This is a genomic window from Streptomyces sp. STAM6, assembly GCF_054963715.1.
The window spans coordinates 36,923-61,614 of record NZ_JBUEFZ010000002.1; the positions used below are offsets into that span (position 1 = coordinate 36,923).

At 71.9% G+C, this 24,692-nt stretch carries 20 protein-coding genes; 8 read left to right on the forward strand and 12 right to left on the reverse strand.

Features of this window, described 5'->3' with window-relative positions; genetic code table 11:
- Positions 1-9: 9 nt before the first annotated feature.
- Positions 10-1,353, forward strand: coding sequence for a M14 family metallopeptidase (locus tag ACY34K_RS02600; protein WP_462742888.1), 1,344 nt, complete (start codon positions 10-12; stop codon positions 1,351-1,353).
- Positions 1,354-1,477: 124 nt separating this feature from the next.
- On the opposite strand, the gene ACY34K_RS02605 is transcribed toward ACY34K_RS02600, so the two are convergent.
- Genes ACY34K_RS02605 through ACY34K_RS02615 form a run of 3 tightly spaced genes read right to left on the reverse strand, consistent with a single transcriptional unit; the run spans position 1,478 to position 3,689 of the window.
- Complete coding sequence (locus tag ACY34K_RS02605; RefSeq protein WP_462742891.1) at positions 1,478-1,879, reverse strand: RidA family protein; 402 nt, start codon at positions 1,877-1,879, stop codon at positions 1,478-1,480.
- The gene (locus tag ACY34K_RS02610; protein WP_462742894.1) at positions 1,876-2,640 is read right to left on the reverse strand and encodes an IclR family transcriptional regulator; all 765 of its coding nucleotides are present in this window, start codon (positions 2,638-2,640) and stop codon (positions 1,876-1,878) included. The genes ACY34K_RS02605 and ACY34K_RS02610 overlap by 4 nt, the downstream gene beginning before the upstream one ends.
- On the reverse strand, positions 2,637-3,689 hold the full coding sequence (locus ACY34K_RS02615) for a sugar kinase (RefSeq protein WP_462742897.1): 1,053 nt from the start codon (positions 3,687-3,689) through the stop codon (positions 2,637-2,639). Before ACY34K_RS02615 ends, ACY34K_RS02610 begins: the two co-directional genes overlap by 4 nt.
- Before the next feature lie 121 nt (positions 3,690-3,810).
- Here ACY34K_RS02615 and ACY34K_RS02620 point away from each other — a divergent pair, with 121 nt between their 5' ends.
- The 3 genes from ACY34K_RS02620 (at position 3,811) to ACY34K_RS02630 (ending at position 7,059) form a co-directional block, all read left to right on the forward strand.
- Positions 3,811-5,088, forward strand: coding sequence for an alanine racemase (locus ACY34K_RS02620; RefSeq protein ID WP_462742900.1), 1,278 nt, complete (start codon positions 3,811-3,813; stop codon positions 5,086-5,088).
- A 90-nt stretch (positions 5,089-5,178) separates the two neighbouring features.
- Entirely contained in the window at positions 5,179-6,783 is a 1,605-nt protein-coding gene (locus ACY34K_RS02625) for an N-acyl-D-amino-acid deacylase family protein (RefSeq protein ID WP_462742903.1), read from the forward strand.
- 120 nt (positions 6,784-6,903) lie between these two features.
- On the forward strand, positions 6,904-7,059 hold the full coding sequence (locus ACY34K_RS02630; RefSeq protein ID WP_462742905.1) for a hypothetical protein: 156 nt from the start codon (positions 6,904-6,906) through the stop codon (positions 7,057-7,059).
- A gap of 37 nt (positions 7,060-7,096) precedes the next feature.
- On the opposite strand, the gene mptB is transcribed toward ACY34K_RS02630, so the two are convergent.
- The 3 genes from mptB to ACY34K_RS02645 all read right to left on the reverse strand — a co-directional run bounded on the left by mptB (position 7,097) and on the right by ACY34K_RS02645 (position 10,421).
- Positions 7,097-8,608: a polyprenol phosphomannose-dependent alpha 1,6 mannosyltransferase MptB gene (mptB, locus tag ACY34K_RS02635; protein WP_462742908.1), complete on the reverse strand. Its 1,512-nt coding sequence runs from the start codon at positions 8,606-8,608 to the stop codon at positions 7,097-7,099.
- A gap of 57 nt (positions 8,609-8,665) precedes the next feature.
- Complete coding sequence (locus ACY34K_RS02640; RefSeq protein ID WP_462742911.1) at positions 8,666-9,529, reverse strand: S1 family peptidase; 864 nt, start codon at positions 9,527-9,529, stop codon at positions 8,666-8,668.
- Positions 9,530-9,641: 112 nt separating this feature from the next.
- On the reverse strand, positions 9,642-10,421 hold the full coding sequence (locus ACY34K_RS02645; protein ID WP_462742914.1) for an SDR family NAD(P)-dependent oxidoreductase: 780 nt from the start codon (positions 10,419-10,421) through the stop codon (positions 9,642-9,644).
- 90 nt (positions 10,422-10,511) lie between these two features.
- Between ACY34K_RS02645 and ACY34K_RS02650 the strand changes: the two genes are divergently transcribed.
- Positions 10,512-11,723 (forward strand): pyridoxal phosphate-dependent aminotransferase, encoded by a 1,212-nt coding sequence (locus tag ACY34K_RS02650; protein WP_462742916.1) that lies wholly within the window; start codon positions 10,512-10,514, stop codon positions 11,721-11,723.
- Positions 11,724-11,804: 81 nt separating this feature from the next.
- Positions 11,805-12,200 (forward strand): SCO4983 family protein, encoded by a 396-nt coding sequence (locus ACY34K_RS02655; protein WP_462742919.1) that lies wholly within the window; start codon positions 11,805-11,807, stop codon positions 12,198-12,200.
- 185 nt (positions 12,201-12,385) lie between these two features.
- Here ACY34K_RS02655 and ACY34K_RS02660 read toward each other — a convergent pair whose 3' ends face one another.
- Entirely contained in the window at positions 12,386-14,209 is a 1,824-nt protein-coding gene (locus ACY34K_RS02660; protein ID WP_462742922.1) for a phosphoenolpyruvate carboxykinase (GTP), read from the reverse strand.
- A gap of 207 nt (positions 14,210-14,416) precedes the next feature.
- Here ACY34K_RS02660 and trhA point away from each other — a divergent pair, with 207 nt between their 5' ends.
- Together trhA and ACY34K_RS02670 are read left to right on the forward strand one after the other, a co-directional pair.
- The gene (trhA, locus tag ACY34K_RS02665) at positions 14,417-15,097 is read left to right on the forward strand and encodes a PAQR family membrane homeostasis protein TrhA (protein WP_462742925.1); all 681 of its coding nucleotides are present in this window, start codon (positions 14,417-14,419) and stop codon (positions 15,095-15,097) included.
- 42 nt (positions 15,098-15,139) lie between these two features.
- Positions 15,140-15,781 carry an acyl-CoA-like ligand-binding transcription factor gene (locus ACY34K_RS02670; protein ID WP_462742928.1) on the forward strand — a complete coding sequence of 214 codons (642 nt, stop codon included), beginning with the start codon at positions 15,140-15,142 and terminating at the stop codon, positions 15,779-15,781.
- A gap of 39 nt (positions 15,782-15,820) precedes the next feature.
- Here the strand turns inward: ACY34K_RS02670 and ACY34K_RS02675 are convergent, their stop codons facing one another.
- The 5 genes from ACY34K_RS02675 to ACY34K_RS02695 all read right to left on the reverse strand — a co-directional run bounded on the left by ACY34K_RS02675 (position 15,821) and on the right by ACY34K_RS02695 (position 24,606).
- A complete protein-coding gene (locus ACY34K_RS02675; RefSeq protein ID WP_462743996.1) occupies positions 15,821-18,211 on the reverse strand; it encodes a galactose oxidase-like domain-containing protein in 2,391 nt (796 codons plus the stop codon).
- A gap of 59 nt (positions 18,212-18,270) precedes the next feature.
- Entirely contained in the window at positions 18,271-19,443 is a 1,173-nt protein-coding gene (locus ACY34K_RS02680; protein WP_462742930.1) for a glycosyltransferase, read from the reverse strand.
- On the reverse strand, positions 19,440-21,068 hold the full coding sequence (locus tag ACY34K_RS02685; RefSeq protein WP_462742933.1) for an ArnT family glycosyltransferase: 1,629 nt from the start codon (positions 21,066-21,068) through the stop codon (positions 19,440-19,442). The genes ACY34K_RS02680 and ACY34K_RS02685 overlap by 4 nt, the downstream gene beginning before the upstream one ends.
- Entirely contained in the window at positions 21,065-22,273 is a 1,209-nt protein-coding gene (locus tag ACY34K_RS02690; protein ID WP_462743998.1) for a glycosyltransferase, read from the reverse strand. Before ACY34K_RS02690 ends, ACY34K_RS02685 begins: the two co-directional genes overlap by 4 nt.
- Before the next feature lie 305 nt (positions 22,274-22,578).
- Positions 22,579-24,606, reverse strand: coding sequence for a thioredoxin domain-containing protein (locus ACY34K_RS02695; RefSeq protein WP_462742936.1), 2,028 nt, complete (start codon positions 24,604-24,606; stop codon positions 22,579-22,581).
- Positions 24,607-24,692: the final 86 nt, after the last annotated feature.

A 24,692-nucleotide genomic window follows, 5' to 3' on the forward strand; every position in this document is an offset into this window, starting at 1 on the left:
GGAGACAGCATGCGCCTTCGCATACGCGGCAGAAGGTCCGCCACCTTCACGGCCTTACTGGCGCTCGCCGTCGCGGCGCCGCTCACCGCCACCGCGACGTCCCCGTCCGCGTCCGCGGACGTCCCGGCCGCTCCCACGGCCACCGTGGAAGAGGTCGTCCGGCAGTACGAGATCCACGGACCGTCCACCCCGGCGGACCGCACCGCCCTCGCCGCCACCGGCGCCTCGGTCGACGAGGCCGACGATCACGCGGTCGTCGTCAGCGCCAACACCGAGCAGGCCGGACGGCTCCGGGCCCTCGGCTACAAGCTCGAAGCCCTGCCGGCCCCGCCGGCCCGCACCGGCGGCAAGGCCGTCGGCGCGATGGACTTCCCGCCCGCCGACTCCCGCTACCACAACTACGCGGAGATGAACGCGGAGATCAACCAGCGGCTCCAGCAATACCCGAACATCATGAGCCGCCGCGTGATCGGCAAGTCCTACCAGGGCCGCGACATCGTCGCCATCAAGATCAGCGACAACGTGGCGACGGACGAGAACGAGCCCGAGGTCCTCTTCACCCACCACCAGCACGCCCGCGAGCACCTCACCGTCGAGATGGCGCTCTACCTGCTGCGCGAGCTGGGAGCCGGCTACGGATCCGACGCGCGGGTCACCAACGCCGTCAACAGCCGTGAGATATGGATCGTGCCGGACCTTAACCCGGACGGCGGCGAGTACGACATCGCCACCGGCTCCTACCGCAGCTGGCGCAAGAACCGGCAGCCCAACGCCGGCTCCTCGTCCGTCGGCACCGACATGAACCGCAACTGGAACTTCAAGTGGGGCTGCTGCGGCGGTTCCTCGGGCTCCTACGGCTCGGAGACCTACCGCGGCGCCGCGCCCGAGTCGGCGCCCGAGGTGAAGGTCGTCGCCGACTTCGTCCGCTCCCGGGTCGTCGGTGGCAAGCAGCAGATCAAGGCGGGCATCGACTTCCACACGTACAGCGAGCTGGTCCTGTGGCCGTTCGGATACACCAACGCCGACACGGCACCCGGCCTGACGCAGGACGACCGCGACGCGTTCGCGGCCGTGGGCAGGAAGATGGCCGCGAGCAACGGCTACACGCCCGAGCAGTCCAGCGACCTCTACATCACCGACGGGTCGATCGACGACTGGCTGTGGGGCGCACAGAAGATCTTCGGCTACACCTTCGAGATGTACCCGAGCGGCTTCGGCGGCGGCGGTTTCTACCCGCCCGACGAGGTGATCGAGCGTGAGACGAGCCGGAACCGGGACGCGGTCCTCCAGCTGCTGGAGAACGCGGACTGCATGTACCGGTCGATCGGCAAGGAACAGCAGTACTGCGCGTAGGACATGAACGGCGTCGTGGCACGGGCTTCCCCGCCGTGCCACGACGGCCGGCCGGGCCGCGCTGCAGCCGTCCGGACGCCCCGGCTCGGCGCCACCACCGGGAAGCCCGCGACCGGTGCGTCACTCAGTCGAGTACCGCCAGGGCGTCGATCTCGATGAGGAGGCCGGCGGGGAGACCGACGTAGACCGTGGTGCGCGCGGGCGGCACCGTCAGGTCCTCGAAGTGGTCGTCGTAGATCTCGTTCATCTCGGCGAAGTGGTCGACGTCCGTCAGGTAGACGCGCAGCATCATCACGTCGTCCCAGGTCGCCCCGCCCTCCCGGAGGACCGCCTCGACGTTGGCGAGGGTCTGGAGGGTCTGTTCCCGCAGGGAGGGGCCGGCGACGGCCGGTGCCCGGCCGGGCACGGCGGGAAGGAAGCCCACCTGGCCGGCGACCTGGAGGATGTTGCCCTTCCTCACGCCGTGGGAGAACTTCGCGGGCGGGACGGTGTGAGTGGCGGGGGTGAGGGCGGTCTTCTCGGTCATGCGCTGTCCTTCGCGGGTGGGGTGGAGCCCGAGAGCTCGCGGCTGATGGCGTCCGCCGTGCGGCGCACCAGCGGGAGCAGGGCGAGCAGTTCGTCGGCGGTGACGACGACGTTCGGGGCGGAGACCGACATGGCGGCGACGACGCGGCCGTCCGCGCCGCGGACGGGGGCGCCGACGCAGTTGATGGACTCCTCGTGGCCGCCGAGGTCGGTGGCCCAGCCCTGTTCGCGTACGGTCGCGAGCTCCTTGAGGAACGCCGCGGCGTCCGGGATCGAACGAGGCGTGTACATGGGGTAGTCGAGCTTGGCCGCCAGGGCGCGCCGCTCGGGCTCGGGGAGGTCGGCGAGGAGGAGCTTGGCGACGGCGGCGACGGTGATCGCGACGGGTTTGCCGATCCGCGAGTACATCCGCACCGGGTAGCGGCTGTCGACCTTGTCGATGTAGAGGACCTCGCCCTCCTCGTGGACGGCGAGGTGGACGGTGTGCCCCGTCCGTTCGTTGAGCTCGACGAGGTGGGGGTGGGCGATCTCGCGGACGTCGAGGTTCTCGACGGCCTCCTGGGCGAGGGCGAAGAGGCGGGCGCCGAGGCGGTAGCGCTGGTCCTGCTGGCGGTAGACGAGACCGTGCTCGTAAAGGGTGCGCAGCAGGCGGAGCGCGGTGGACTTGTGCACGCCGAGCGCGTCGGCGACCTGCCCGAGGTCGGCGGGGCCCTGCGCGAGCAGCGGCAGGATGCTCAGCGCGCGGTCGACGGTCTGGCTCATGGCGTAGGTACCTCCTGGTCTTCCCCCGTCCAGCCGGGGCCCAGGTGCAGTGTCCCCCAGGCGGTGTCGTCGAGGGCGGCGAGGCGGTCGGCGTGCGGCGCCGCGGGCGGGCTGCCGAGGTCGCCGGGGTGGGTGAGGGCGGCGGCGGCCATGAGGTGTCCGTGCCGCAGCCGGTCCCGTACGGTCAGCCCGCGGAGGGTCGCGCCGATGAACCCGGCGGCGAAGGCGTCGCCCGCCCCGACGGGTGCGACGACGTCGACCCGGGGTGCGGGCACGAACGTGACGGTGTCGCCGGCCGGCGACGCGGGTCCCGCGGCCGCGGCGGCGCCCTCCGCGCACCGGGCGAACGCGGTGGCGCCGGCGCCGCCCTGCTTGACCACCAGCACCTCCGGCTCCGGCAGCGCCGCGCGGATGGCGGCCGCCCCGCGCAGCGACCACGCCGCCTCGGCCTCGTCCTCGCCGACGAAGACGAGGTCCGCGCCGCGGGCGAGGTCGAGGAGGACGCCCGGGCCGGCGGGGGCGCGCCAGAGGCCCGGGCGGTGGTTGACGTCGAAGGAGACCCGGGGGCGACCGGCGCGGCGGCGCAGCAGGTCGTGCATCAGGGCGAGGCAGTCGTCCGAGAGCGCGGCCGTGATGCCGGAGAGGTGGAGGATCCGGGCCGCCCAGAGGTCGTCGTACGGGACGGTGTGCGGGGACATCGCGGAGGCGGCCGAACCCGCGCGGTAGTACGCGACCTCGTGGGCGTCCGCGGCGCGGTCGGTCGCGGTGCGGAAGTAGATGCCGGTGGGCCGGTGCGGGTCGCGGCGCACCGCCGTGGTGTCGACACCGTAGGCCGCGACCGCCTCGACCAGGTGGTCGCCGAAGCCGTCGGCGCCGACGCGGCTGACCCAGCGCGCGCGGTGCCCGGTGGCGGCGAGGGCACAGGCGACGTTGGACTCCGCGCCGCCGATGGCGCGGGTGAAGGAGGGGACGTCGGCGAGGCGGCCCGGCCGGGAGGGCAGGAACGTGACCATGGACTCGCCGAGACAGACGACGTCGGTAGCGGTCACGCTGGGGGCTCCTCCCGGGGTCGTCCAGGTCCATTGACCCGGCGTCGGACCGGATGTTAGACAGCATTGAGCGACATACGCAATGAGTGTTGCACCTTGTGCAACAGCAGGAAGGACGCCCATGGCAGCCGAGCAGTTCGCCGCTCGCCTCAAGGACGAGAAGGTCGACCACCGCTTCAAGGGGCTCCCCGTGGATGCCGACGGGCTGACCGTGGGCGAGCTGGCGGCGCAGCGGCGCGACCTCTTCTCCGGCGGCTTCACGACGCCGGTCCTGGCGCTCTCCGCCGAGTCGCTGGAGCACAATCTGGCGGTCCTGGAGCAGTACTCCGAGCGGCACGGTCTCGCCTTCGCCCCGCACGGCAAGACGTCGATGGCGCCGCAGCTCTTCGCCCGCCAGATCGAGTACGGCGCCTGGGGCATCACCGCCGCCGTCCCCCACCAGGTCCGCGTCTACCGGGCGTTCGGCGTCCGGCGGATCTTCCTCGCGAACGAGCTGGTCGACGCGGCGGCCCTGCGCTGGCTCGCCGGTGAGCTCGACGCCGACCCGGACTTCCACTTCGTCGCGTACGTCGACTCGGTGCGCGGCGTGGAGCTGATGGACCGGGCCCTGGAGGGCGCCCGCCGCAAGGTCGACGTCGTCGTCGAGCTGGGCGCCGGCGAGGGCGCCCGTACCGGGGCGCGCACGGAGGCGGACTGCGAGGCCGTCGCGGACGCGGTCGCCGCCTCGGCCTCGCTGCGCCTGGTCGGCGTCGCCGGGTACGAGGGCGAGGTGCCGGACGCCACGTCCGGGACCGTCCGCGCCTGGCTGCACCGGCTGACCGCGCTCGCGGCCGAGTTCGACAAGGCGGGCCGGTTCGCACCGGACCTCGACGAGATCGTCGTCAGCGCGGGCGGCAGTGCCTGGTTCGACACGGTCGCCGAGGTCTTCGCCGAACTGCCGCCGCTGTCCCGCCCGGTCCTGAAGCTGCTGCGCTCGGGTGCGTACGTGTCGCACGACGACGGCCACTACCGCCGTCTGACGCCGTTCAACCGGGTGGCGGACGAGGGCGCGCTGCGGCCCGCGTTCCGGCTGTGGGCCCAGGTGGTGTCCCGGCCCACCCCGGAGCAGGCCTTCGTCAACGCGGGCAAGCGGGACGCCGCGTACGACCTGGACCTGCCGGAGGCGCAGGTCGTGCGCTCGGCGCGGGACGGGTCGGTCCGGCCGGCGACAGGCGTGACGGTGAGCCGGCTGTCGGACCAGCACGCCTGGCTCGACACGACGGACGAGGCGGAGCTGGAGGTCGGCGACTGGGTCGGCATGGGGCTGTCGCACCCGTGCACGGCCTTCGACAAGTGGCAGCTCATCCCGCTGGTGACGGCGGACGGCACGGTCGTCGACTACATCCGCACCTTCTTCTAGGGCGTGTTCCGCAGGTCCCGTCCGGTCGGGGCCCGCCCTCCCGGCAGACGACGCTACCTTCGAAACACGCCCTAGGAGTCAGGAGCACCGATGGACCTGGTCATCCGCGACGCGGAGGTCTTCGACGGCAGCGGAGGCCCCTCGTACCGGGCCGACGTGGCGATCGCGGGGGGCCGGATCGCGGCCGTCGTCAAGGAGGGTGCGGCCGCCGGCTGCCAGCGGCCGACCGGCCGCCGCATCCTGGACGCCGAGGGACTCGCGCTCTCCCCCGGCTTCATCGACATGCACGCCCACAGCGACCTGGCCCTGCTGCGGGACCCCGCGCACGAGGCGAAGGCCGCGCAGGGCGTGACGCTCGAAGTGCTGGGCCAGGACGGCCTGTCGTACGCGCCGGTCGACGACCGCACCCTCGACGAGGTCCGCCGGACCATCACCGGATGGAACGGCGGTGCGCCCGGGGACACGACCGTCGACTTCGACTGGCGGACCGTGGGCGAGTACCTCGACCGCCTGGACCGGGGCGTCGCGGTCAACGCCGCGTACCTGGTCCCGCAGGGGACGGTACGGATGTACGCGATGGGCTGGGAGGACCGGCCGCCGACCGAGGTCGAACTCACCCGCATGAAGCGGCTCGTGGCGGAGGGCATGGAGCAGGGCGCCGTCGGCATGTCCTCCGGGCTGACCTACACGCCCGGCATGTACGCCGGCGACTCCGAACTCACCGAGCTGTGCCGGGTCGTGGCGGCGTACGACGGCTACTACTGCCCGCACCACCGGTCCTACGGCGCGGGCGCCCTGGAGGCGTACGAGGAGATGGTCGGGCTCACCCGCGAGGCCGGGTGCGCGCTCCACCTGGCCCACGCCATCATGAACTTCGGCGTCAACGAGGGGCGGGCGCCGGAGCTGCTGACGCTGCTCGACGAGGCGCTGGCGGCCGGCGCCGACATCTCGCTGGACACCTACCCCTACACCCCCGGCTGCACGACACTCGCGGCGCTGCTGCCGGGCTGGGCGGGCGAGGGCGGCCCGGAGGCGGTCCTCGCCCGGCTGCGGGACGACGAGGTCGCCGAGCGGATCCGGCACCACCTCGAAGTCGTGGGCTCGGACGGGTGTCACGGGGTGCCCGTGGAGTGGGACACGGTGGAGATCTCCGGCGTGGCCGACCCGGCGCTGTCCGCCCACGTCGGCCGCTGGCTGGACGGCTGGGAGACCGCCCGCCGGCTGCTGATCGACGACGGTCTGGGCACCACGATCCTCCAGCACGTGGGTCACGAGGAGAACGTCCGGGCGATCATGCGTCACCCGGTCCACACCGGCGGCTCGGACGGCATCCTGCAGGGCGACAAGCCGCACCCGCGGGCGTACGGCACGTTCCCGGAGTACCTGGGGAAGTACGCCCGCGACCTGGGCGTCCTCACCCTGGAGGAGGCGGTCGCCCACCTCACGTCCCGCCCGGCCGCCCGGCTCCGCCTCCCCGACCGCGGCCTCGTGCGCGAGGGCTACCGGGCCGACCTGGTCCTGTTCGACCCGGAGACGGTCGCGGCCGGCTCGACGTTCGACGCCCCGCGCACCCTCCCGGTGGGCATTCCGCACGTCCTGATCGACGGCCGGTTCGTGATGGAGGACGGCCGGCGGACGGATGTCCTCGCGGGGAGGGCGATCCGCCGCACGGACACCCGCGGCGCCGCCCGGTGAGCCGGAGTTGCTACTGACGAGTAGTCGCTTTTTTACGACATCCTCACACCCAAGAGAGGGGCGCGTTCCGCATGAGCACATGATCACCCAACGCGACCCCGCCGCCTCCCCGCGCCCGCGATGGGTGCCGAGAGGACGGACTGCTTCGGTGACGTCGCCTGTACGGCGATGCGCGAGGGCACGACGGCCACCCAGGGCTTCGCCGGGCTCGCGGCCCACCTCCTGCCGGTGGTGGGCGCGGCCGGCCGGCGCTTCGTGCGCCGCGACCTCACCTGAGCCGCGGCGCGGCGGCGCCCGGCCCGCCGCCGAGGGGTCAGCCGCGGCGGCCGTGCTCCGGCGCCGGTTCCGAGGTGCCCTGTCCGTGGCGCGGGGCCGGGAGCCGGACGCCGGACTCGGGGTCCGCGGACGCGCGGCGGATCAGCAGGACGCAGACGACGGCGGTGAGGCCGGCGAGGACGAACCCGTAGGCGGGGGTGTGACCGGAGGGCTGGGTCTCGTAGACCAGCGCCGCCGACAGGACCGTCAGGGCCCGGGCGGCACGCCCGTCCCAGGCGGTGCCGGCGACCACGGTCATGCCCCACAGCAGGTACCAGGGCTGCACCATCGGGGAGAGGGCGACGAGCGCCAGCAGGGCCAGGCCCAGGGCGTGGACCGGGTCGAGGCGGCCCCGGGCGGCCCGGCGGGCGAGGTGGCCGATCAGTACGAGGGCCGTCAGCAGGCCCAGGGTCTGGACGGCGCGCTTGACCGGGGCGGGGTCGGCGCCGGTCAGCAGCCGCAGCAGCTGCCCGAGGCCTTCACCCAGGTCGCTGCTGACGGAGAGCGCGGTGTGGATGGTGCCGGCGACGCTCTGGGTGCCGAGCCAGCCGAAGCCGGTACCGGCCAGCAGCGTCGCGGCGGCGGCGACCGCCCCGGCGACCAGGCCGGGGCCCAGCAGGCCCTTCGCGACGCGGCCGATGGCCCCGTCTCGTGCGCGCTCCCCTCCGCCGGACGCCCGGCCCGCCAGGACGCCGATGAAGAGAAGCGCCACCGCGGCCGGGGTCTTGATCATCATGGCCAGGCCGACGAGCGCGCTGCCCACGACCCACCGGCCGTTCAGGGCCAGGACGACACCGGCCAGCATGAGGGCGATCATCGGTCCGTCGTTGTGCACCCCGCCGACGACGTGCATCAGCAGCAGCGGGTTCAGGGCGCCCAGCCACAGGGCTCCGGCCTCGCTCCGGCCGCTGTGGCGGGCCAGCCGGCGCAGCGCCCAGGCGATCAGGACGAGCGCGAGGACGGCGACGAGCCGCAGCGCGAGCACGGCGGGCACGATCCGGCCCCCGGTGAACCGGGCCACGGCCTCGGCGACGACCAGGAAGACCGGGCCGTAGGGGGCGGGGGTGTCGCGCCAGTGGCCGCCGACGCTCGCGGCGGCGTCCCCGCCGGGGCCGGCGGGATCCAGCACGGAGGGTCCCAGCCGGTAGACGTCGTGGCCTTCGAGGACCATCGCGCCCTGGGCGACGTAGCTGTAGACGTCTGCGCTGTACAGCGGGGGCGCGAGGACGAGCGGGGCGGCCCACCAGCCGAGCGTGACGAGGGTGTCGCGCACACCGGCGCCGGCGCCGCGGGCGAGCAGCCGTCCGTAGCGCCACCAGGCGACGACCAGCAGGGTCAGTCCGGCGTGGGCGAGCACCGCGGCGGCGATGGTCGCCGCGGACCCGTGGGGTACCCAGATCCCCCACGGGTCGCGAGCCGGCAGCGTTCCGGCGGCCCAGCCGCCCGCGGCGACCGCGACCGAACCGGCCGCGCCGAGCCGGCGGACTCCGGCAGCGCTCAATGACCACATGACCCGCCAACCTATCCGGCGGGGGCCGCGCTCCCGAACCGCGGGGCCGTAGCCGGCCTACGGCTTGGGCAGCGTGCAGCCCGGCCGGTTGAGGTCGATCTTGTTGCCGGTGCCGACGCAGGCGACGATCCCGTACGTCTGCTGGGCGTAGCTGATGCCCTGCCGCACGGTCACGGTGCCGTTCTCGTCGACCTCGCAGGGGTTGTTCAGGGTGCAGCGCCCGCCGCTCTCATTGCCCGTGTTGTTGACGGCGACGACCTTGCCGGTGGCCCCGTCGATCACCGGGGAGCCGGAGGTGCCCCCGATGGTGTCGCAGGCGGAGGTGTAGCGGACCGAGTCCTTCATGATCCACTGCGCCTCCTTGAGGCGGTACGCGAAGCCGTCGACGGCGCAGCTGTAGATGCGCTTCCAGTAGCCGGAGACGACCTTGATGGCGGCGCCCTGGGCCGGGCGGGAGGCGTTCAGCTCCAGCGCCTCGATGGAGTACCGCGCCTGTATCTGGGCGTAGGTGCTGGTCAGCTGGTAGAGGGAGACGTCGGTGTCGGTCATCGTGCCGTACGCGATCTTGCTCGCGCGCAGGGTGGCGACCTTGCTGCCGGCCGAGTTGAGCAGGCTGAAGGCGCGGCTGGAGGCCCGGTCGACGATCACCGTGCCGGGGCCGGGCATGCCGGTCTCCAGGCAGTGACCGTTGGACAGGACGAGCGCGGGGTCGGTCGGCAGGGACTGGGGCGGGCGGACGACGGAGCCGGAGCAGTTGCTGAGTGCGACGGTTCCGGCGAAGTCGACGGCTTTGACGGCGGGCGCCGGGGCGGGTGCCGGGGCCGCGCCGCGCCCGCCCGCGCCGGTGGCGGCGGCCGCGGGGGCGGCGCCGGCTCCGAGGAGGGTGAGGGCGAGCAGCGCGCCGACGAGAGGCCTTTTCATGTGGGGGTCCCCTCTGCGACTGATCTGACCGAAACGGAGCTTCGGTTTGTCATGTGCATTGTTGGGGGCCCACCAGGGGCGGGCAAAGACCGTTTCCGGCCCCGCGGGAACGTCAGTCCCGCGCCAGCACGCTGCCGAAGCCGGTGTTGACCGCCATCAGCCCGCCGTCGACCCGGAGCGTGGTGCCGGTGATCCACGACGCGTCGGGGGAGGCGAGGAACGCGACGGCCGCGGCGACGTCCTCCGGTTCACCCACCCGGCCCAGCGGATAGACACGGTCCGCGAGCTCCGCCAGCTCGCGCTCGCGGCCCGCCCAGGCGCGCGTGCGGATCGTGCCGGGGTTGACCTGGTTGACGCGGACACCACGCGGGGCGGCGTCGCCCGCCAGGGTGCGGGTCAGGGAGGTGAGCGCAGCCTTGGCCGCGCTGTAGGCGTGGCCGCCGAACGACTGCTCCGCGTTGACCGATCCGATGTTGACGACCGCGCCGCGCCCCGAGGCGGCGAGGTGCGGCAGGGCGGCCCGCGCGCACCGCACCGCCCCGGTCAGCGTGACGTCCATGGAGCGCCGCCACGTCTCGTCGTCCTCGTCCTCGAAGCGCGGCTCCTCCCGGATCCGCAGGAAGGCGTTGTTGACCAGCACGTCCAGGCGGCCGAACGCCCCGACCGCCCGGGCCACCGCCGCCTCGACGGCCGCCTTGTCCGCCACGTCGCAGCCGTGGGCCAGGGCCCCGGGGATGCCGGCGGCCGTCCCCGCGGCCGCCTCCTCGTCGATGTCCACGATCAGCACCCGCGCGCCCTCGGACGCGAATCTGCGGGCGACGGCCGCGCCGATGCCGCGCGCCGCGCCCGTGACCAGTACGCCGTACCCGGAGAAACGCTGCACGAAATCCATTGCCGGATCGTCTCGCGGCCGGGCCCTCGGCGGGGGCGAAGTGGCACAAAACACGAGGCGCCCCGCGCGGCGCCCCCGTAAGCTCGCGTTATGCAGGTGATCCAGTCCACGAAGCTCGCAGGCGTCTGTTACGAAATCCGGGGTCCGGTGCTCGAGGAGGCGATGCGACTGGAGGCCGCAGGTCACCGCATCCTCAAGCTCAACACCGGCAACCCGGCGGCGTTCGGCTTCGAGTGCCCGCCCGCGATCCTCGAGGACATGCTGCGCAACCTCGGCGAATCGCACGGATACGGCGACGCCAAGGGCCTGCTGTCGGCGCGGCGCGCGGTGATGAGCCACTACGAGACCAAGGGCATCCCGCTGTCCGTCGAGGACATCTATCTCGGCAACGGCGTCTCCGAGCTGATCCAGATGGCGATGCAGGCCCTGCTCGACGACGGTGACGAGGTCCTCGTACCGGCCCCGGACTACCCGCTGTGGACGGCGGCCGTGTCCCTCGCGGGCGGTACGGCGGTGCACTACCGCTGCGACGAGCAGTCCGACTGGATGCCGGACCTGGCCGACATCGAGCGCAAGGTCACGGACCGGACCAAGGCCATCGTCATCATCAACCCGAACAACCCGACGGGTGCGGTGTACGACGACGAGATGCTGCGCGGTCTCGCCGAGATCGCCCGGCGCCACAATCTGGTCGTCTGCTCGGACGAGATCTACGACAAGATCCTCTACGACGGCGTGACCCACACCCCGACCGCCGCGATCGCCCCCGACCTGCTGGTGCTGACGTTCAACGGCATGTCGAAGAACTACCGGGTGGCCGGCTACCGCAGCGGCTGGCTCGCGGTGTGCGGCCCCAAGGCGCACGCCACCTCGTACATCGAGGGGCTGACGATCCTGGCGAACATGCGGCTGTGCGCCAACATGCCGGCGCAGCACGCCATCGCCGCCGCGCTGCAGGGCAGGCAGTCGATCGAGGCGCTGGTGCAGCCGGGCGGACGGCTGCTGGAGCAGCGGGACGCGGCCTACGACCTGCTGGTCCAGATCCCCGGCGTGACCTGCGTGAAGCCGAAGGGCGCGCTGTACCTCTTCCCGCGCCTCGACCCGAACGTCTACAAGATCAAGGACGACCGGCAGATGGTCCTGGACCTGCTGCGGGCCGAGAAGATCATGGTCGTGCACGGCACCGGCTTCAACTGGCACGAGCCGGACCACTTCCGCATCGTGACCCTGCCGAACGCGACGGACCTCGCGGACGCCGTGACGCGGATCGGAAACTTCCTGGACGGCTACAGCCAGCACTGACGCGTTCACTTGAAGACACTCAACTTTAGACTGAATCCAAGGTAAGATGGTCTCCTGTCATCGAGCAGGAGGCCGTCCACCATGTACGAACCGATCCGCACCAAGTCGGTCCACCGGATGGCCGACGACGACCGGAAGCAGTACCCGCACCGCTCCCGCGAGGAGGAGCTGGACATCCAGCTCGCCGGGCACCTCTCGGCACTGCTCGCGGTCACCGACGAGCTCGGCGACGAGCGCGCTGCCGAGCGCATCGCCCAGCAGGTCGCCCGGCTCCGCGGCGCCCCGCCGGCCCGGCACGCCGGCCTCTCGGGCGCCGATCCGTCCACGCTGCACCGCCGCGCCCACGCACTCGCGGGCCGCGCCCTGGTCGTCGCCGCCTCCCGGGCCGACACCGCCGCCGCGATCCTGGCCGCCGAGCGCATGGACGCCCACACCGCCGCCCTCGACGCGCACCGTCGTCCGGTCGGCGCCCACTGACGGCCCCGGTCCGCTCCCGGGGAGGGCGCGGACCGGGTGCCACCCGTACCGCGCGGGCATGCGAAAGGCCCCCGGGGCGACGTCGCTGTCGCTCCGGGGGCCGAGGGATCGCGGCCGGCCGGGATGACTCCACAGGTCAGGGCGTGTCGGCCGGTCCGGCCGCGGGCCTGGGGTGAGGCGTGGGATCAGCCCAGGCGCTCGACCAGCGCGCGGTACTCGTCCCACAGCTCCTTCGGGGTGTGGTCACCGAAGGTGTTGAGGTGCTCGGGGACCAGCGCGGCCTCCTCGCGCCAGACCTCGGTGTCCACCTTGAGCAGGAACTCCAGGTCCTCCTCGGGCAGTTCGAGGCCGTCGGTGTCCAGGGCCTCCTTGGTCGGCAGGATGCCGATGGGGGTCTCGACACCCTCGGCCCTGCCGTCCAGACGCTCCACGATCCACTTCAGGACGCGGCTGTTCTCACCGAAACCGGGCCACACGAACTTGCCCGCGTCGTTCTTGCGGAACCAGTTGACGTAGTAGATCTTCGGCAGCTTGGACTGGTCCTTGCCCCGGGCCACGTCGACCCAGTGGGCCATGTAGTCGCCCATGTTGTAGCCGCAGAACGGCAGCATGGCGAAGGGGTCGCGGCGCAGTTCGCCGACCTTGCCCTCGGCGGCGGCGGTCTTCTCGGAGGCGACGTTCGCGCCCAGGAAGACGCCGTGCTGCCAGTCGAAGGACTCCGTCACCAGCGGCACGGCCGAGGCGCGGCGGCCGCCGAAGAGGATCGCCGAGATCGGCACGCCCTTGGGGTCCTCCCACTCGGGCGCGATGATCGGGCACTGCGAGGCCGGGACGGTGAAGCGGGCGTTCGGGTGGGCGGCCGGGGTCTCGGAGTCCGGCGTCCAGTCGTTGCCCTTCCAGTCGACGAGGTGCTTCGGCGCCTCCTCGGTCATGCCCTCCCACCAGACGTCGTTGTCGTCGGTGAGCGCCACGTTGGTGAAGACGGCGTTGCCCCACAGCGTCTTCATCGCGTTGGCGTTGGTGTGCTCGCCGGTGCCGGGCGCGACACCGAAGAAGCCGGCCTCGGGGTTGATCGCGTACAGACGGCCGTCCTCGCCGAACCGCATCCACGCGATGTCGTCACCGATGGTCTCGACGGTCCAGCCGGAGATCGTCGGCTCCAGCATCGCCAGGTTGGTCTTGCCGCAGGCGGACGGGAAGGCCGCGGCGACGTACTTCGACTCGCCCTGCGGCGGGGTGAGCTTGAGGATCAGCATGTGCTCGGCGAGCCAGCCCTCGTCACGCGCCATGACGGACGCGATGCGCAGCGCGTAGCACTTCTTGCCGAGGAGGGCGTTGCCGCCGTAGCCGGAGCCGAAGGACCAGATCTCGCGGGACTCGGGGAAGTGCGAGATGTACTTGGTCGAGTTGCACGGCCAGGGCACGTCGGCCTCGCCGTCGGCGAGGGGCGCGCCCAGCGTGTGGACGGCCTTGACGAAGAAGCCGTCCTCGCCGAGCTCGTCCAGGACGGCCTGGCCCATGCGGGTCATGGTGCGCATGGAGACGGCGACGTACGCGGAGTCGGTGATCTCGACACCGATGGCGGACAGCGGCGAGCCGAGGGGGCCCATGCAGAAGGGCACGACGTACATCGTGCGGCCCTTCATCGAGCCGCGGAAGATGCCCTTGTCACCGGCGAAGATCTCCCGCATCTCGGCCGGGGCCTTCCAGTGGTTGGTCGGGCCCGCGTCTTCCTCCTTCTCGGAACAGATGAAGGTACGGTCCTCGACACGCGCCACATCGGTCGGGTCGGACGCGGCGTAGTAGGAGTTCGGGCGCTTGACCGGATCGAGTTTCCTGAACGTCCCCTTGGCGACGAGCTCCTCGCACAGGCGCTCGTACTCCGCTTCGGAACCGTCACACCAGACGACGCGGTCCGGCTGCGTGATTGCTGCGATCTCGTCGACCCAGGAAACGAGTTCCCGGTGGTTGGTGGGGACGGTGCTGGGAGCCGCGTTTTCGCGCGCCACGATCGCTCCTTGTTGAGGGGTTTGAGGTTGTCTTGCCCCTTGGGGGCTGCGACCCGGATGCTTCGGTAGTGATCCCTAGGCGCTCATCCGGTGCCGACCGCACTCATCTGATCATCCGCGCCCTCTGCGCATATGTCCAGAGGGCCTCTCACGTGAGCATTGCCACTCGTCCCCGTCGATTACCGGCCCGTCGGTAACATTCCGCCCATGACTGCAGCCGCCGCGCCCGAAGTGACCGAGATAGAGCCAGCACCGGTGAAGCCGCGGTTGCGGGGCTGGTTGCACGCCGGCATGTTCCCCGCCGTACTGATCGCGGGAATCGTCCTCACCGCACTCGCGGACTCCACACGCGGCCGCATCGCCTGCGGGATCTACGTCGTCACGGCCTGTCTGCTCTTCGGCGTGAGCGCGCTGTACCACCGGGGCAACTGGGGGCCGCGCGCCACCGCGGTACTGCGGCGGCTCGACCACGCCAATATCTTCCTCATCATCGCCGGCACATATACCCCGCTGACGCTGCTCCTTCTCCCCGACTCCACCGGGCGGGTGCTCCTGTGGGCGGTGTGGGCCGCCGCGGTGGCGGGCATCGCCTTCCGGGTGTTCTGGGTGGGCGCGCCCCGCTGGCTCTACACCCCCTGCTACATCGCCATGGGCTGGGCCGCCGTCTTCTTCCTGCCCGACTTCATGCGCAAGGGCGGCATCGCGGTCCTGGTCCTGGTGATCGTGGGCGGACTGCTCTACAGCGCGGGCGGCATGGTGTACGGCTTCAAGCGGCCGAACCCCTCTCCGAGGTGGTTCGGATTTCATGAGGTCTTCCACTCGTTGACGCTGGCCGCGTTCGTCGTCCACTACGTCGGTATCTCACTGGTGGCCTATCAGCACGCCTGACCGACCGTGACCGGCCGGCGCCGCCTGACCGACAATGACCGTATGGCCGCCGATCCCCTGCTCGCCGCCGGGCCCCCGATGGGGCTGCGTGAGCGCAAGAAGCTCAAGACCCGTGCCGCGATCCGCCGGGCCGCGCACCGGCTGATCGCGGAGCAGGGGTACGAGGCGACCACGGTGGAGCAGATCGCGGACGCGGCGGAGGTGTCGCCGAGCACCGTGTTCCGCTATTTCCCCGCCAAGGAGGACCTCGTCCTCACCGGCGCGTACGACCCGCTCATGGAGAGGGCGCTGCGCGCCCGGCCTGTCGGCGAGGACCCCCTGGAGTCCCTGCGGTTCATCACCGTCCACGCGCTGACCGCCCTGCTGGAGGGCGAGCCGGACGAAATGCGCCTGCGCGGCAGGCTGATGGTGGAGGTCCCGGCCGTCCGGGCCCGGATGACCGAGGCCATGGCCGAGACCTCCGCGCTGCTGGCGCGCGCCCTCGCCGACCGCACCGGCCGGCCGGCCGACGACCTGGAGGTGCGGGTCTTCACGGGTGCCGTCATGGGCGCTCTGCGGGAGGCGACGCTCCACTGGGCCGAGCGCGGCCGGCGGGACGATCTGGTCGCGCTCGTCGACGAGGCCCTGGACTGCCTCGGGTCCGGCCTGAGGCTCCGGGGCCCCGTCCCGGGCCCGCCCGGCTGACCAGGCCGTCCGGCCGGTCACCCGGGCGGGCCCGTACGGCTATCGCGCCTTGGGCAGGCCCGTGTCCCCCCTGCCGCAGGCCAGGCCGTCCCGGTTCGGGTCGAGCCGCAGCGGGTCGTCCTTGCCGTTGACCCTCAGCCGCCCGTAGTCGTGGGCGGCCAGCCAGTCGCACCGGGCCTTCGTGGTGGGCCGCACCGCCTGCGGGAAGGCCGTGGGCACGCAGACACCCGCGGTGCCGTAGTGCCGGTCGCAGCCGGAGATCCGGGGGCCGACCGGCGCCGACGCCCGCTTCTTCTGCGGCTTCCTGGGTGCTGCCGCGAGGTCCCCGGCGAAGTCGTGGACGTGCGCCGACTTCTCGGCCTCGGCCGCCATCGCCGGGGGTCCGCCGAGGTGCACCCACCGGGCCACCGACGGCACGCCCTGGGCATCGACACCGAAGAGCATGTACCAGCCGGGCGGTGCCAGGTTCGGGTTGCCGGTGACGTTGAGGTCGATCGTGCGGTCGTCGATCACGCTCAGCGGCAGGTCCACGAACCGCTGGTTGGGGTCGGAGGAGTGCGTGACGGCCGCCGGGCGTATCAGCTCGGCCCGGGCGATCGGCCGGTCGACGGTGATCCGCTGGGTGTCGCCGTAGTTCCACCGGTCGTGGGTCACCGAGGTGATCCGCGGGCGCTCCCCCTTCAGCAGGTAAGGCGGCGTGTAGATGGACACGTCGTGGTTGTACGAACCGTTGCCCGGGTTGTCGCCGACGGCCATCACCCGGCCGTCCGGCAGCAGGAACGCCGAGGAGTGGTAGGTCCGCGGGACCGGGTCCGGCGCCAGTCCGGCCTGGTAGGTGTTGGTGACCGGGTCGAAGAAGGACGCCTCGTAGACCGGGTCGGCCCGGTCGTGCAGCCCGCCGCCGGTCTCCAGCACCTTCCCGTCGGGCAGCAGTACCGCCGAGACGAACATCTTGCCCTCGGCGCCGGTCTGCGGTCGCTTGCCCTGGCCCTGGTCCACCAGGCCCTGCGGGACGAGCGGGCCCGGGGTGTACAGCGGGTTCGGCTGCTTGAGGTCGATGATGTCCGTGAGGCGGTTGGCGGCGGGATTGGTCTCGTTGTTGCCGCCGCCGATGGTCAGCACCCGCTGGTCCTGGGCCGGGGGCAGCAGCACGCTCGCCGACTCGTCGCGCTGGTCCTTGTTCTGCAGGCCCGGCACGTCGGTGATGGTGTTGCGCTCGTAGTCGTAGATGGACGCCCCGGTGCCCGGGGTGCCGTTGCCGAAGACATGGCTGCCGGAGTAGAAGAGCCTGCCGTCCTGCATCAGGATCATCGACGGGTACAGGCCCCAGTACGACCAGGTCTGGTTGACCTCGCTGATCGGCAGCCACTTGTTCTGCGCGGCGGAGAACTTCTCCGCCGTCACATTGCCCGTGGAGTCCTCCTTCAGACCGCCGAAGGAGATGACGTCGCCGTTCCCGAGGATCGTCGCCGACGGGTACCAGTGGCCGTCGTGCATGTCGTTGGTCTTGATGTACGTCTCGGTCCCGGGGTCGAAGACGTACGAGTCCTTCAGCCCCTGGTAGCCGATCGTGCCGTCGGCGGACGGGTAGCCCTTGTTGCCGCTCATCACCAGGACCCGGCCGTCGGACAGCTGCACATGGCCGGCGCAGAACATGTCGACGGGCGTGGGGATGGTCTTGAACGAGCCGTTGGCAGGGTCGTAGACGGCGGAGGTGAAGGTGCCGGCCGCGAACATCTCCGGGTCGTTGCCGGACCCGGCGATCAGCAGCACCTTGCCGTTGTGCAGGACCACCGAGTGCATCGAGCGCACCGGGTTCTTGGTCGGGAGGACTTCCCACTTGCCCCTGGCGCACTCCTCGGCGGTGCCGGTGCAGACCGGGTCGGGCGCGGGCGGGGTGATCTCCTCCATCGTGTAGTCGTCGGTGGTGACGCTGCCGGTGCCGAAGACGGAGACGCCCCAGGCGATCCGGTCCGTGCCCGGCGGGATCTCGGGCGTGCGGACCTCCGCGCGGGTGTAGGACTCCGCGAGCGGCAGGGTCTTGAGGTCCGTCCAGTACTGCCAGCCGGCGGTGGTGTCGTGCCGGAACAGGGTGATCGCCGTGTCGGGGGTGGTCGACTTGTACCAGAGGGACAGGTCGTACTGCCGGTCGGCGACCACGGTCGGCGCGCACGCGTCGGACTCGGTGATCAGCGCCTTGCGGTCGCCGTCGACCCGGCGGGTCAGCTCGACCTTCATCGCGGCGGCGCCCGAGTGGGCGTCGCCCGTGGTGGTGAAGGAGAAGTCGTTGTCGCCCCAGCCGGACTTGTTCCAGCAGGACGGCATGTCACCACCGTCGGTGCCGGGCGTCTCGAACCCGGGGTTCTTGATGAGGTTGATGCCGGCCGTGGCCGGGGCCTGGGCGGCGGCCAGGAGCAGGCCGGAGGTCATGGCGCCGACGGCGAGCAGCGCCACTCCTCGGCGGCGCCGGCGGGCGGCGGGGGTCCGATTCACCGGTGGTTCCTTCCTGTGCGGCTCCCGCGTGCCCGGTACACCAGCGCCTCGGTCCCGGCGAAGCGCAGAAGGAACGTGGTCAGCAGCGCGAGAGCGGTGGCGGGCAGCACGGCCATGTGGAACTGCCCGACGAACAGGGCGATCATCGGGATGCGCAGCACCAGGTCGGCGTTGGCGAGGAGCGCGAAGCGCCCGACGCGGTCGGCCCAGTGCCGGTGGTGGCGGCGGTCGCGGAACAGCAGCACCTCGATCAGGAGGAAGTTCCAGGCGACACCGAGCTGGTTGGCGAGGATCTCGGCCGGCAGGTAGTGCACTCCGGCGCCCGTGAGCACATGGAGGGCGGCGAGGTTCGGTACGAAGCCGGTGAGGCCGACCAGCCCGAAGGCGACCATGCGGGCGAACGGGGTGGCGGTGCGCAGCCCGACGAGGTGGCGCAGGAACCGCATCCCCTCCTTCGCCGTCGACTTGGACTCCCCCGCGAACCGGTCCTGGAAGACGAACGGGACCTCGGCGACCGTGGCCGGGCGGCAGCGCACCGCCAGTTCGAGGAGGATCTTGTAGCCCAGGGGTTTGAGGGCCTCGGCGGTCACGGCGCTGCGCCGGATGGCGAAGAAGCCGCTCATGGGGTCGCTGATCCCGGCCAGCGCCTTCGGGAAGAGGCCCTTGGCCAGCCAGGTCGCGCCGCGGGAGACGGCGACGCGGTAGCCTCCGGCGAGTCCGGCGCGGCTGCCGCCGGGCAGATAGCGGCTGGCGACGACGAGGTCGGCGTCCTCCTTCTCGCCGGTCGCCACCAGGTCGGGGACCAGGGCGGGCGGGTGCTGGAGGTCGGCGTCCATGACGACGATCCAGTCGGAGGCCGCGGCCCGCAGGCCGGCGACGACGGCGCCACCGAGTCCGCCGTCGGGTGTCTCGCGGTGGATGACGGAGACCGGGAAGGGGCAGTCGCGGGCGGCGTCGGCGATCACCTCGGGGGTGTCGTCGGTGGAGTCGTCGACGAAGACGACCTCGCAGGGCAGGCGGGTGGGGACGGATTCCGCGATGCGCCGCAGCAGTTCGCGGACGTTCGCCGACTCGTTGAAGGTGGGGATGACGACGGTGACGGCACCGGGCTCGGCCAGGTCCTCGGTGGCCGGCAGGGCGTGTTCGGCGCCGGCGGGCTGGATGGTCAATGTGCCTCCGCTCCCGTGATCTTCCGGATCTCGATCCGCTCCTCGCCCTCGCCGAAGGTGGCGACCGGGGCCGAATGCTCCAGCGCCGCCCTGACGTTGGGCAGGTCGCGTGCGTCGCGCCGTACCGTCGGGGAGGCGACCACGTAGTCGAGGTCCCGCCAGCCGCGCGGCATCGTCTTCGTCACCGCCGGGTCGAGGTCGGCCTTGTAGAACCAGATGACGCCGAGTCCCGGCTCGTACCCGGCGTGGACCAGGTCGAGCCAGAGCGCGTCGTCGACCAGCACGCGGGCACCGGCCGGGTCGGGGACCTCGCTGTCGAGCCACGAGACCGCCGCGCGGTAGGGCGCGTTGGCGTCGGCGGTCATGGCCGTGCGGTCACCGTCGTACCAGCGCGGGAGGACGTACCCGGCCGCGGCGACGGCCAGCAGCACGGCGGCCGCGCGGCGGGCCGGGACGAGTGCGGGGATCGCGCGGCCCTTGCGCAGTACCGCGTGGGTGACGCTCGCCGCGCCGCCGGCCAGCACCAGGGCCAGGAAGGGCAGTGCCTGGATGACGTACATGGCGGGCAGGTAGCCCGAGGGCCGCATGGCGACGACCGCGAGGATCGCCACGGCGAGCGACGGCCCCGCCAGGGCCCGCGCGGTGACCGACCAGCGGACCGTGAGGAGGAGCAGGGCGGCGCCCGCGAGTCCGCCGAGCGGCAGGACCCGGTCGTAGTAGAGCCAGGACTCCAGGACGCCGTGGGAGCCGGTGCCCTCGGTGAGGAGGAAGCCGGAGCCCGGACGGCTCATCTGGTAGGTGATGCCCTCCCACAGCGACACATGGCCCTCGCCGGGCAGCAGCTCGCCCTTGAGGAGGGCGAAGAGCGGGTACGAGAAGCCGATCAGCGCACAGGCGGTGACGGCCCCGGTGACGGCGAACTTGCGGGTGTCGCGGTGGCTGTGGCGCCACATCGTCACCAGCAGTGCCGGCAGGACGACCAGCATGGTCTCCTTGGTGAGGACGCCCACGGCGGCCGCCAGGCCGGCCCCGAAGTGGTGCCACAGGTGGCGGCTGGGGGACGCGGCCAGGCAGAAGGCCAGCAGGATCCACATCACCGCCAGGTTGTCGAGGAAGATCTCCCGCTGCAGGACGACGGAGAGCGGCGACAGCCCGAACAGCGCCATGGCGAGTCCCGCGGCCCAGCGCGGGAGCCAGAGCCGGCGCGCCAGGACGTAGAGCATCACCGCGGACGCGGCGCTGACGAGCAGCATCGCCAGGCGCATCGAGGCGACGGTCATGGACTCGGGCGCGAACAGGGACGGGATCCAGGTGAGCGCGGCGAGCTGGATCCAGCCGAGCGGCGGGTGGTCGTACCAGTACGTGTAGTGGGCCAGGCCCTCGCCCTGCTGGACGGCCCAGGCCTGCGCGAGGTACGTGCCCTCGTCGTCGCTGAGGGTGGGGTAGTTCTGGATGTTCCAGCCCTGGACCAGCATGATCGCGACGAGCAGCACACCGCAGAGGGCGAGGTCGGGGCGTGAGCTCCGGAATCGGACGACGGGTCTGGTGACGAGCCGTCTCTTGTCGGGGCGCCGTGGGGCGGTGGGTGTCCGCGGTGACGCGGCGGCGGGGAGGGTGGCGGTCATCGGGTGGCCTCCTCACCGGCGAGGTGGGCGCCGACATGGCTGGTCAGCTCCCACTCGTTGCGTCCGCGCTGCTCGCGCCAGACGGCGCGGACGGCGGCGCCGGCCAGCAGCATCTGGTAGAACGGCCCGCCCGCGATGAGCTTGAGGTAGTGGGAGAACCGCACGCGCAGCCCGTACTGCCTGCCGAAGTCGTGGAGTCCGACGATCTCGAAGACGAAGGTCACCAGGGCGGTGATCAGCGGCAGGAAGGTGATGAAGGCGATGCCGACGGGCACGTCGAGGAAGAGCGCGGCGGCGGCGTTGAGCGGGATGATGACGCCGGTGAAGGCCTGCATGAACGGGGTCATGAGGGTGTAGCGGGCGAGCATGCGCTGGCCCAGGGCGGGCAGCTGCTTCCAGTCCTTCTTGCGGTAGACCTGCAGGAAGCCCTGGTTCCAGCGGGTGCGCTGCTTGAGCAGGCTGATGAGGCTGCCGGGGGTCTCCTCGCGGGTGACCATGTCGGCGTCGTAGGCGACGACGACCTTCTTGCCCTTGCTGGACAGCCGGACGCCCAGGTCGCAGTCCTCGGCCAGGCAGTTCTGGTCCCAGCCGCCCGCCTCGCGCAGCACACCGGTGCGGACGAAGACGGTGTTGCCGCCGAGCGGGATGAATCCCTTGGCGGCGTGGAGGTGGAGCCGGCTGCGGAACCAGAAGAAGTACTCCAGGCAGTTGCGCAGGGAGTACCAGCTGGAGTGGAAATTGATCAGCTGGACACCGCCCTGGACGACGTCGGCGCCGGTGGCGGTGAAGGCGTGGTCGACGTGGGCGAGCAGCTCGGGGTGGACCTGGTCCTCGGCGTCGAAGACGCCGACGACGTCGCCCCGGCAGTGGGGCAGGGCGGTGTTGAGCGCCTTGGGTTTGTTCTTGGCCTCGTGGGTGTCGACGACGACCCGGACGCGGCCGGGGTCGCGGGCCGCGGCCCGCTCGGCGACCTCGGCGGTCTCGGGATCGTCGTGCCCGACGATCACGATGATCTCGAAGTCGCGGTGGCTGGACTCCCGCAGCCGCTCGATGGTGTGTTCCAGGACGAGCTGTTCGTGCCGGGCCGGCAGGAGCAGGGAGAACGACAGCCGGTCGGCGCCGTCCGGGCGTGCGAAACGGGTGGAGGCGAGCGTCTCCGGCGTGCGCCAGGCGTGCATCTGCCACCAGAGCGTGAACGCCGCCATCCAGAAGAGCGCCAGTGAAATGGCAGCAATGATCAGCGATACGAGCACGAAAGGTCCCCCCTCGGACCTGGCCACGACGGTGGCAGGTGCGCTTCGTGATGGCGCACCGCCGAGGCGCGGTCGTTACCCAAAGACATGTCAGGGGCGAATCGCGGCAGGACCCCCCTGGCCGTCGACGCCCTCGTTCAACATCCGCACACGGCCTCCCCAGAACGCGCGCGGTGTCTCCACTCCCTCTTCCGCACGAGAATAGAGGGAGTGAGCGACAGTGAAACGCTTATCCGATAAAAACTGTGTTTCCTGCGTCAGTTGGCGAGCTTCCGGGCAAGGTCGGATGCATCCGTGGTAGGGGCGTCACAGGTGAAGTGGCGGCAGACGTAGGCCGCTGGCCGGCCACCGACCAGCGGACGGTCCCGGAGCAGCGGGAACTCCTCGCTGTCCGGCTCCCCGAAGGCCACGACGGCCCCCGGTGCCGTGCCGAGCAGCGCGGTGCGGTGCAGCTCCCGGGCGGCCGGATCGGCCGGGCCGCCCGCGACGGCGATCTCACGAGGCCCGTCGAGGAGCGCCTCGGCCACGGCCAGGCCCCAGCCGATGAAGCGGGGCGCCCGCGGGCCGAGCGCCCTGACGACGCCGAGCGCGCCCTCGGCGGCGGCGCGGTGGCCGTCGGAGCCGGTGTGCGCGGCGTAGGACAGCAGCGCGCCCGCGGCGGCGGACCAGCCCGACGGGGCGGCGTTGTCGGTGGGGTCCTGCGGCCGCCGGATCAGCGGCTCGGCGTCGTGGGCCGTGTCGTACAGCGCACCGCCCTCGCCGGTGAACCGGTCCAGGACGATGTCGAGCAGGAGCCCGGAGAACTCCAGCCACACGCCCTCGCCGGTCACCCCGGCGAGCGCGAGGAAGCCCTCGGCGACATCGGCGTAGTCCTCCAGCACCCCCGCGTTGGCGCCCGCCCGGCCGTCCTTGGAGGTCCGGGTGAGCCGGGCCCCGTCGCCCAGGTGCAGCCGGACCAGCAGATCGGCCGCCTCGGTGGCACGTTCGACCAGGTCGGGACGGTCGAAGTAGGCGCCGGTCTCGGCGAGCGCCGCGATCGCGAGCCCGTTCCAGGCGGCGACGATCTTGTCGTCGCGGCCGGGCCGCGGGCGTTCCTCCCGGGCTTCGAACAGACGCCGGCGGATGCTCTCGACGCGCTTCGCGTCGGCGACGCCGGCGCCCTGCGGGAGCTGCAGGACGGAGGCGCCCTCCTCGAAGGTGCCCTCCTCGGTGACGCGGAAGTACTGGGCGGCGTACGCCGCGTCGTCGTCGCCGAGCACGGTGCGCAGCTGCTCGGGCGTCCACACGTAGAAGGCGCCCTCGACGTGCCTGCCGCTGCCGTCGTCGGAGTCGGCGTCCAGCGCGGAGGCGAAACCGCCCTCGGCGGTGCGCAGTTCGCGCACCATGAAGTCGGCGGTCTCCAGGGCCACCCGGCGGGCCAGGTCGCTTCCGGTGGCGCGCCAGAGGTGCGCGTAGACCCGGCACAGCAGCGCGTTGTCGTAGAGCATCTTCTCGAAGTGCGGCACGACCCACTCGCGGTCGACCGAATAGCGGGCGAACCCGCCGCCGAGCTGGTCGTAGATGCCGCCGCGGGCCATGGCCTCGCAGGTGTCGGCCGCCATCTGCAGCGCGCCCTCGGACCCGGTGCGGGCGTGGTGGCGCAGCAGGAACTCGACCGCCATGGACGGCGGGAACTTGGGCGCCCCGCCGAAGCCGCCGTGCCGGTCGTCGTACTCCCTGGTCAGCCCGAGCAACGCCTGCGCCAGTTCCTCCTGGCCGGGCGCCCCCGACCCGCCGTAGGCGAGGGTACGGCCCGACAGCTCCCGCACGATGTTGCCCGCGACCTCGCCGACCTCGTCGCGCCGGTCGGTCCAGGCGGCCGAGATCCCCTCGAGGACCTGGTGGAAGGACGGCATGCCGTGGCGGGGCGCGGGCGGGAAGTACGTGCCGAAGTAGAACGGCTCCGCGTCGGGGGTGAGGAAGACCGTCATCGGCCAGCCGCCCTGCCCGGTGGCCGCCTGGACGGCCTCCATGTACACCGCGTCGACGTCGGGCCGCTCCTCGCGGTCCACCTTGACGTTGACGAAGTGCTCGTTCATGTAGGTGGCGGTGTCGTCGTCCTCGAAGGATTCGTGCGCCATGACGTGGCACCAGTGACAGGAGCTGTACCCGACGCTGAGCAGGACCGGCACACCACGGCGCCGCGCCTCCTCGAAGGCGTCACCCGACCACGGCCACCAGTCGACCGGGTTGTCGGCGTGCTGGAGGAGGTACGGGGACGTCTCATGAGCCAGTCGGTTCGGCATGGGCCCATCCTGCCGGACCGGCCCGCCGTTGCCGGAAGCGGCACACCACCCTGAGCCCGGGGTTGTCCACAGCCCCTCGCGTCGAT

Coding starts and splice junctions, on each gene's coding strand:
- ACY34K_RS02620 (WP_462742900.1), top strand. CDS start 3,811: ATGGCAGCCGAGCAGTTCGCCGCTCGCCTCAAGGACGAGAAGGTCGAC.
- mptB (WP_462742908.1), bottom strand. CDS start 8,608: ATGTGGTCATTGAGCGCTGCCGGAGTCCGCCGGCTCGGCGCGGCCGGT.
- ACY34K_RS02645 (WP_462742914.1), bottom strand. CDS start 10,421: ATGGATTTCGTGCAGCGTTTCTCCGGGTACGGCGTACTGGTCACGGGC.
- ACY34K_RS02695 (WP_462742936.1), bottom strand. CDS start 24,606: ATGCCGAACCGACTGGCTCATGAGACGTCCCCGTACCTCCTCCAGCAC.
- ACY34K_RS02655 (WP_462742919.1), top strand. CDS start 11,805: ATGTACGAACCGATCCGCACCAAGTCGGTCCACCGGATGGCCGACGAC.
- ACY34K_RS02670 (WP_462742928.1), top strand. CDS start 15,140: ATGGCCGCCGATCCCCTGCTCGCCGCCGGGCCCCCGATGGGGCTGCGT.
- ACY34K_RS02650 (WP_462742916.1), top strand. CDS start 10,512: ATGCAGGTGATCCAGTCCACGAAGCTCGCAGGCGTCTGTTACGAAATC.
- ACY34K_RS02640 (WP_462742911.1), bottom strand. CDS start 9,529: ATGAAAAGGCCTCTCGTCGGCGCGCTGCTCGCCCTCACCCTCCTCGGA.
- ACY34K_RS02605 (WP_462742891.1), bottom strand. CDS start 1,879: ATGACCGAGAAGACCGCCCTCACCCCCGCCACTCACACCGTCCCGCCC.
- ACY34K_RS02685 (WP_462742933.1), bottom strand. CDS start 21,068: ATGACCGCCACCCTCCCCGCCGCCGCGTCACCGCGGACACCCACCGCC.
- ACY34K_RS02690 (WP_462743998.1), bottom strand. CDS start 22,273: ATGGCGGCGTTCACGCTCTGGTGGCAGATGCACGCCTGGCGCACGCCG.
- ACY34K_RS02610 (WP_462742894.1), bottom strand. CDS start 2,640: ATGAGCCAGACCGTCGACCGCGCGCTGAGCATCCTGCCGCTGCTCGCG.
- trhA (WP_462742925.1), top strand. CDS start 14,417: ATGACTGCAGCCGCCGCGCCCGAAGTGACCGAGATAGAGCCAGCACCG.
- ACY34K_RS02630 (WP_462742905.1), top strand. CDS start 6,904: ATGGGTGCCGAGAGGACGGACTGCTTCGGTGACGTCGCCTGTACGGCG.
- ACY34K_RS02675 (WP_462743996.1), bottom strand. CDS start 18,211: ATGACCTCCGGCCTGCTCCTGGCCGCCGCCCAGGCCCCGGCCACGGCC.
- ACY34K_RS02600 (WP_462742888.1), top strand. CDS start 10: ATGCGCCTTCGCATACGCGGCAGAAGGTCCGCCACCTTCACGGCCTTA.
- ACY34K_RS02625 (WP_462742903.1), top strand. CDS start 5,179: ATGGACCTGGTCATCCGCGACGCGGAGGTCTTCGACGGCAGCGGAGGC.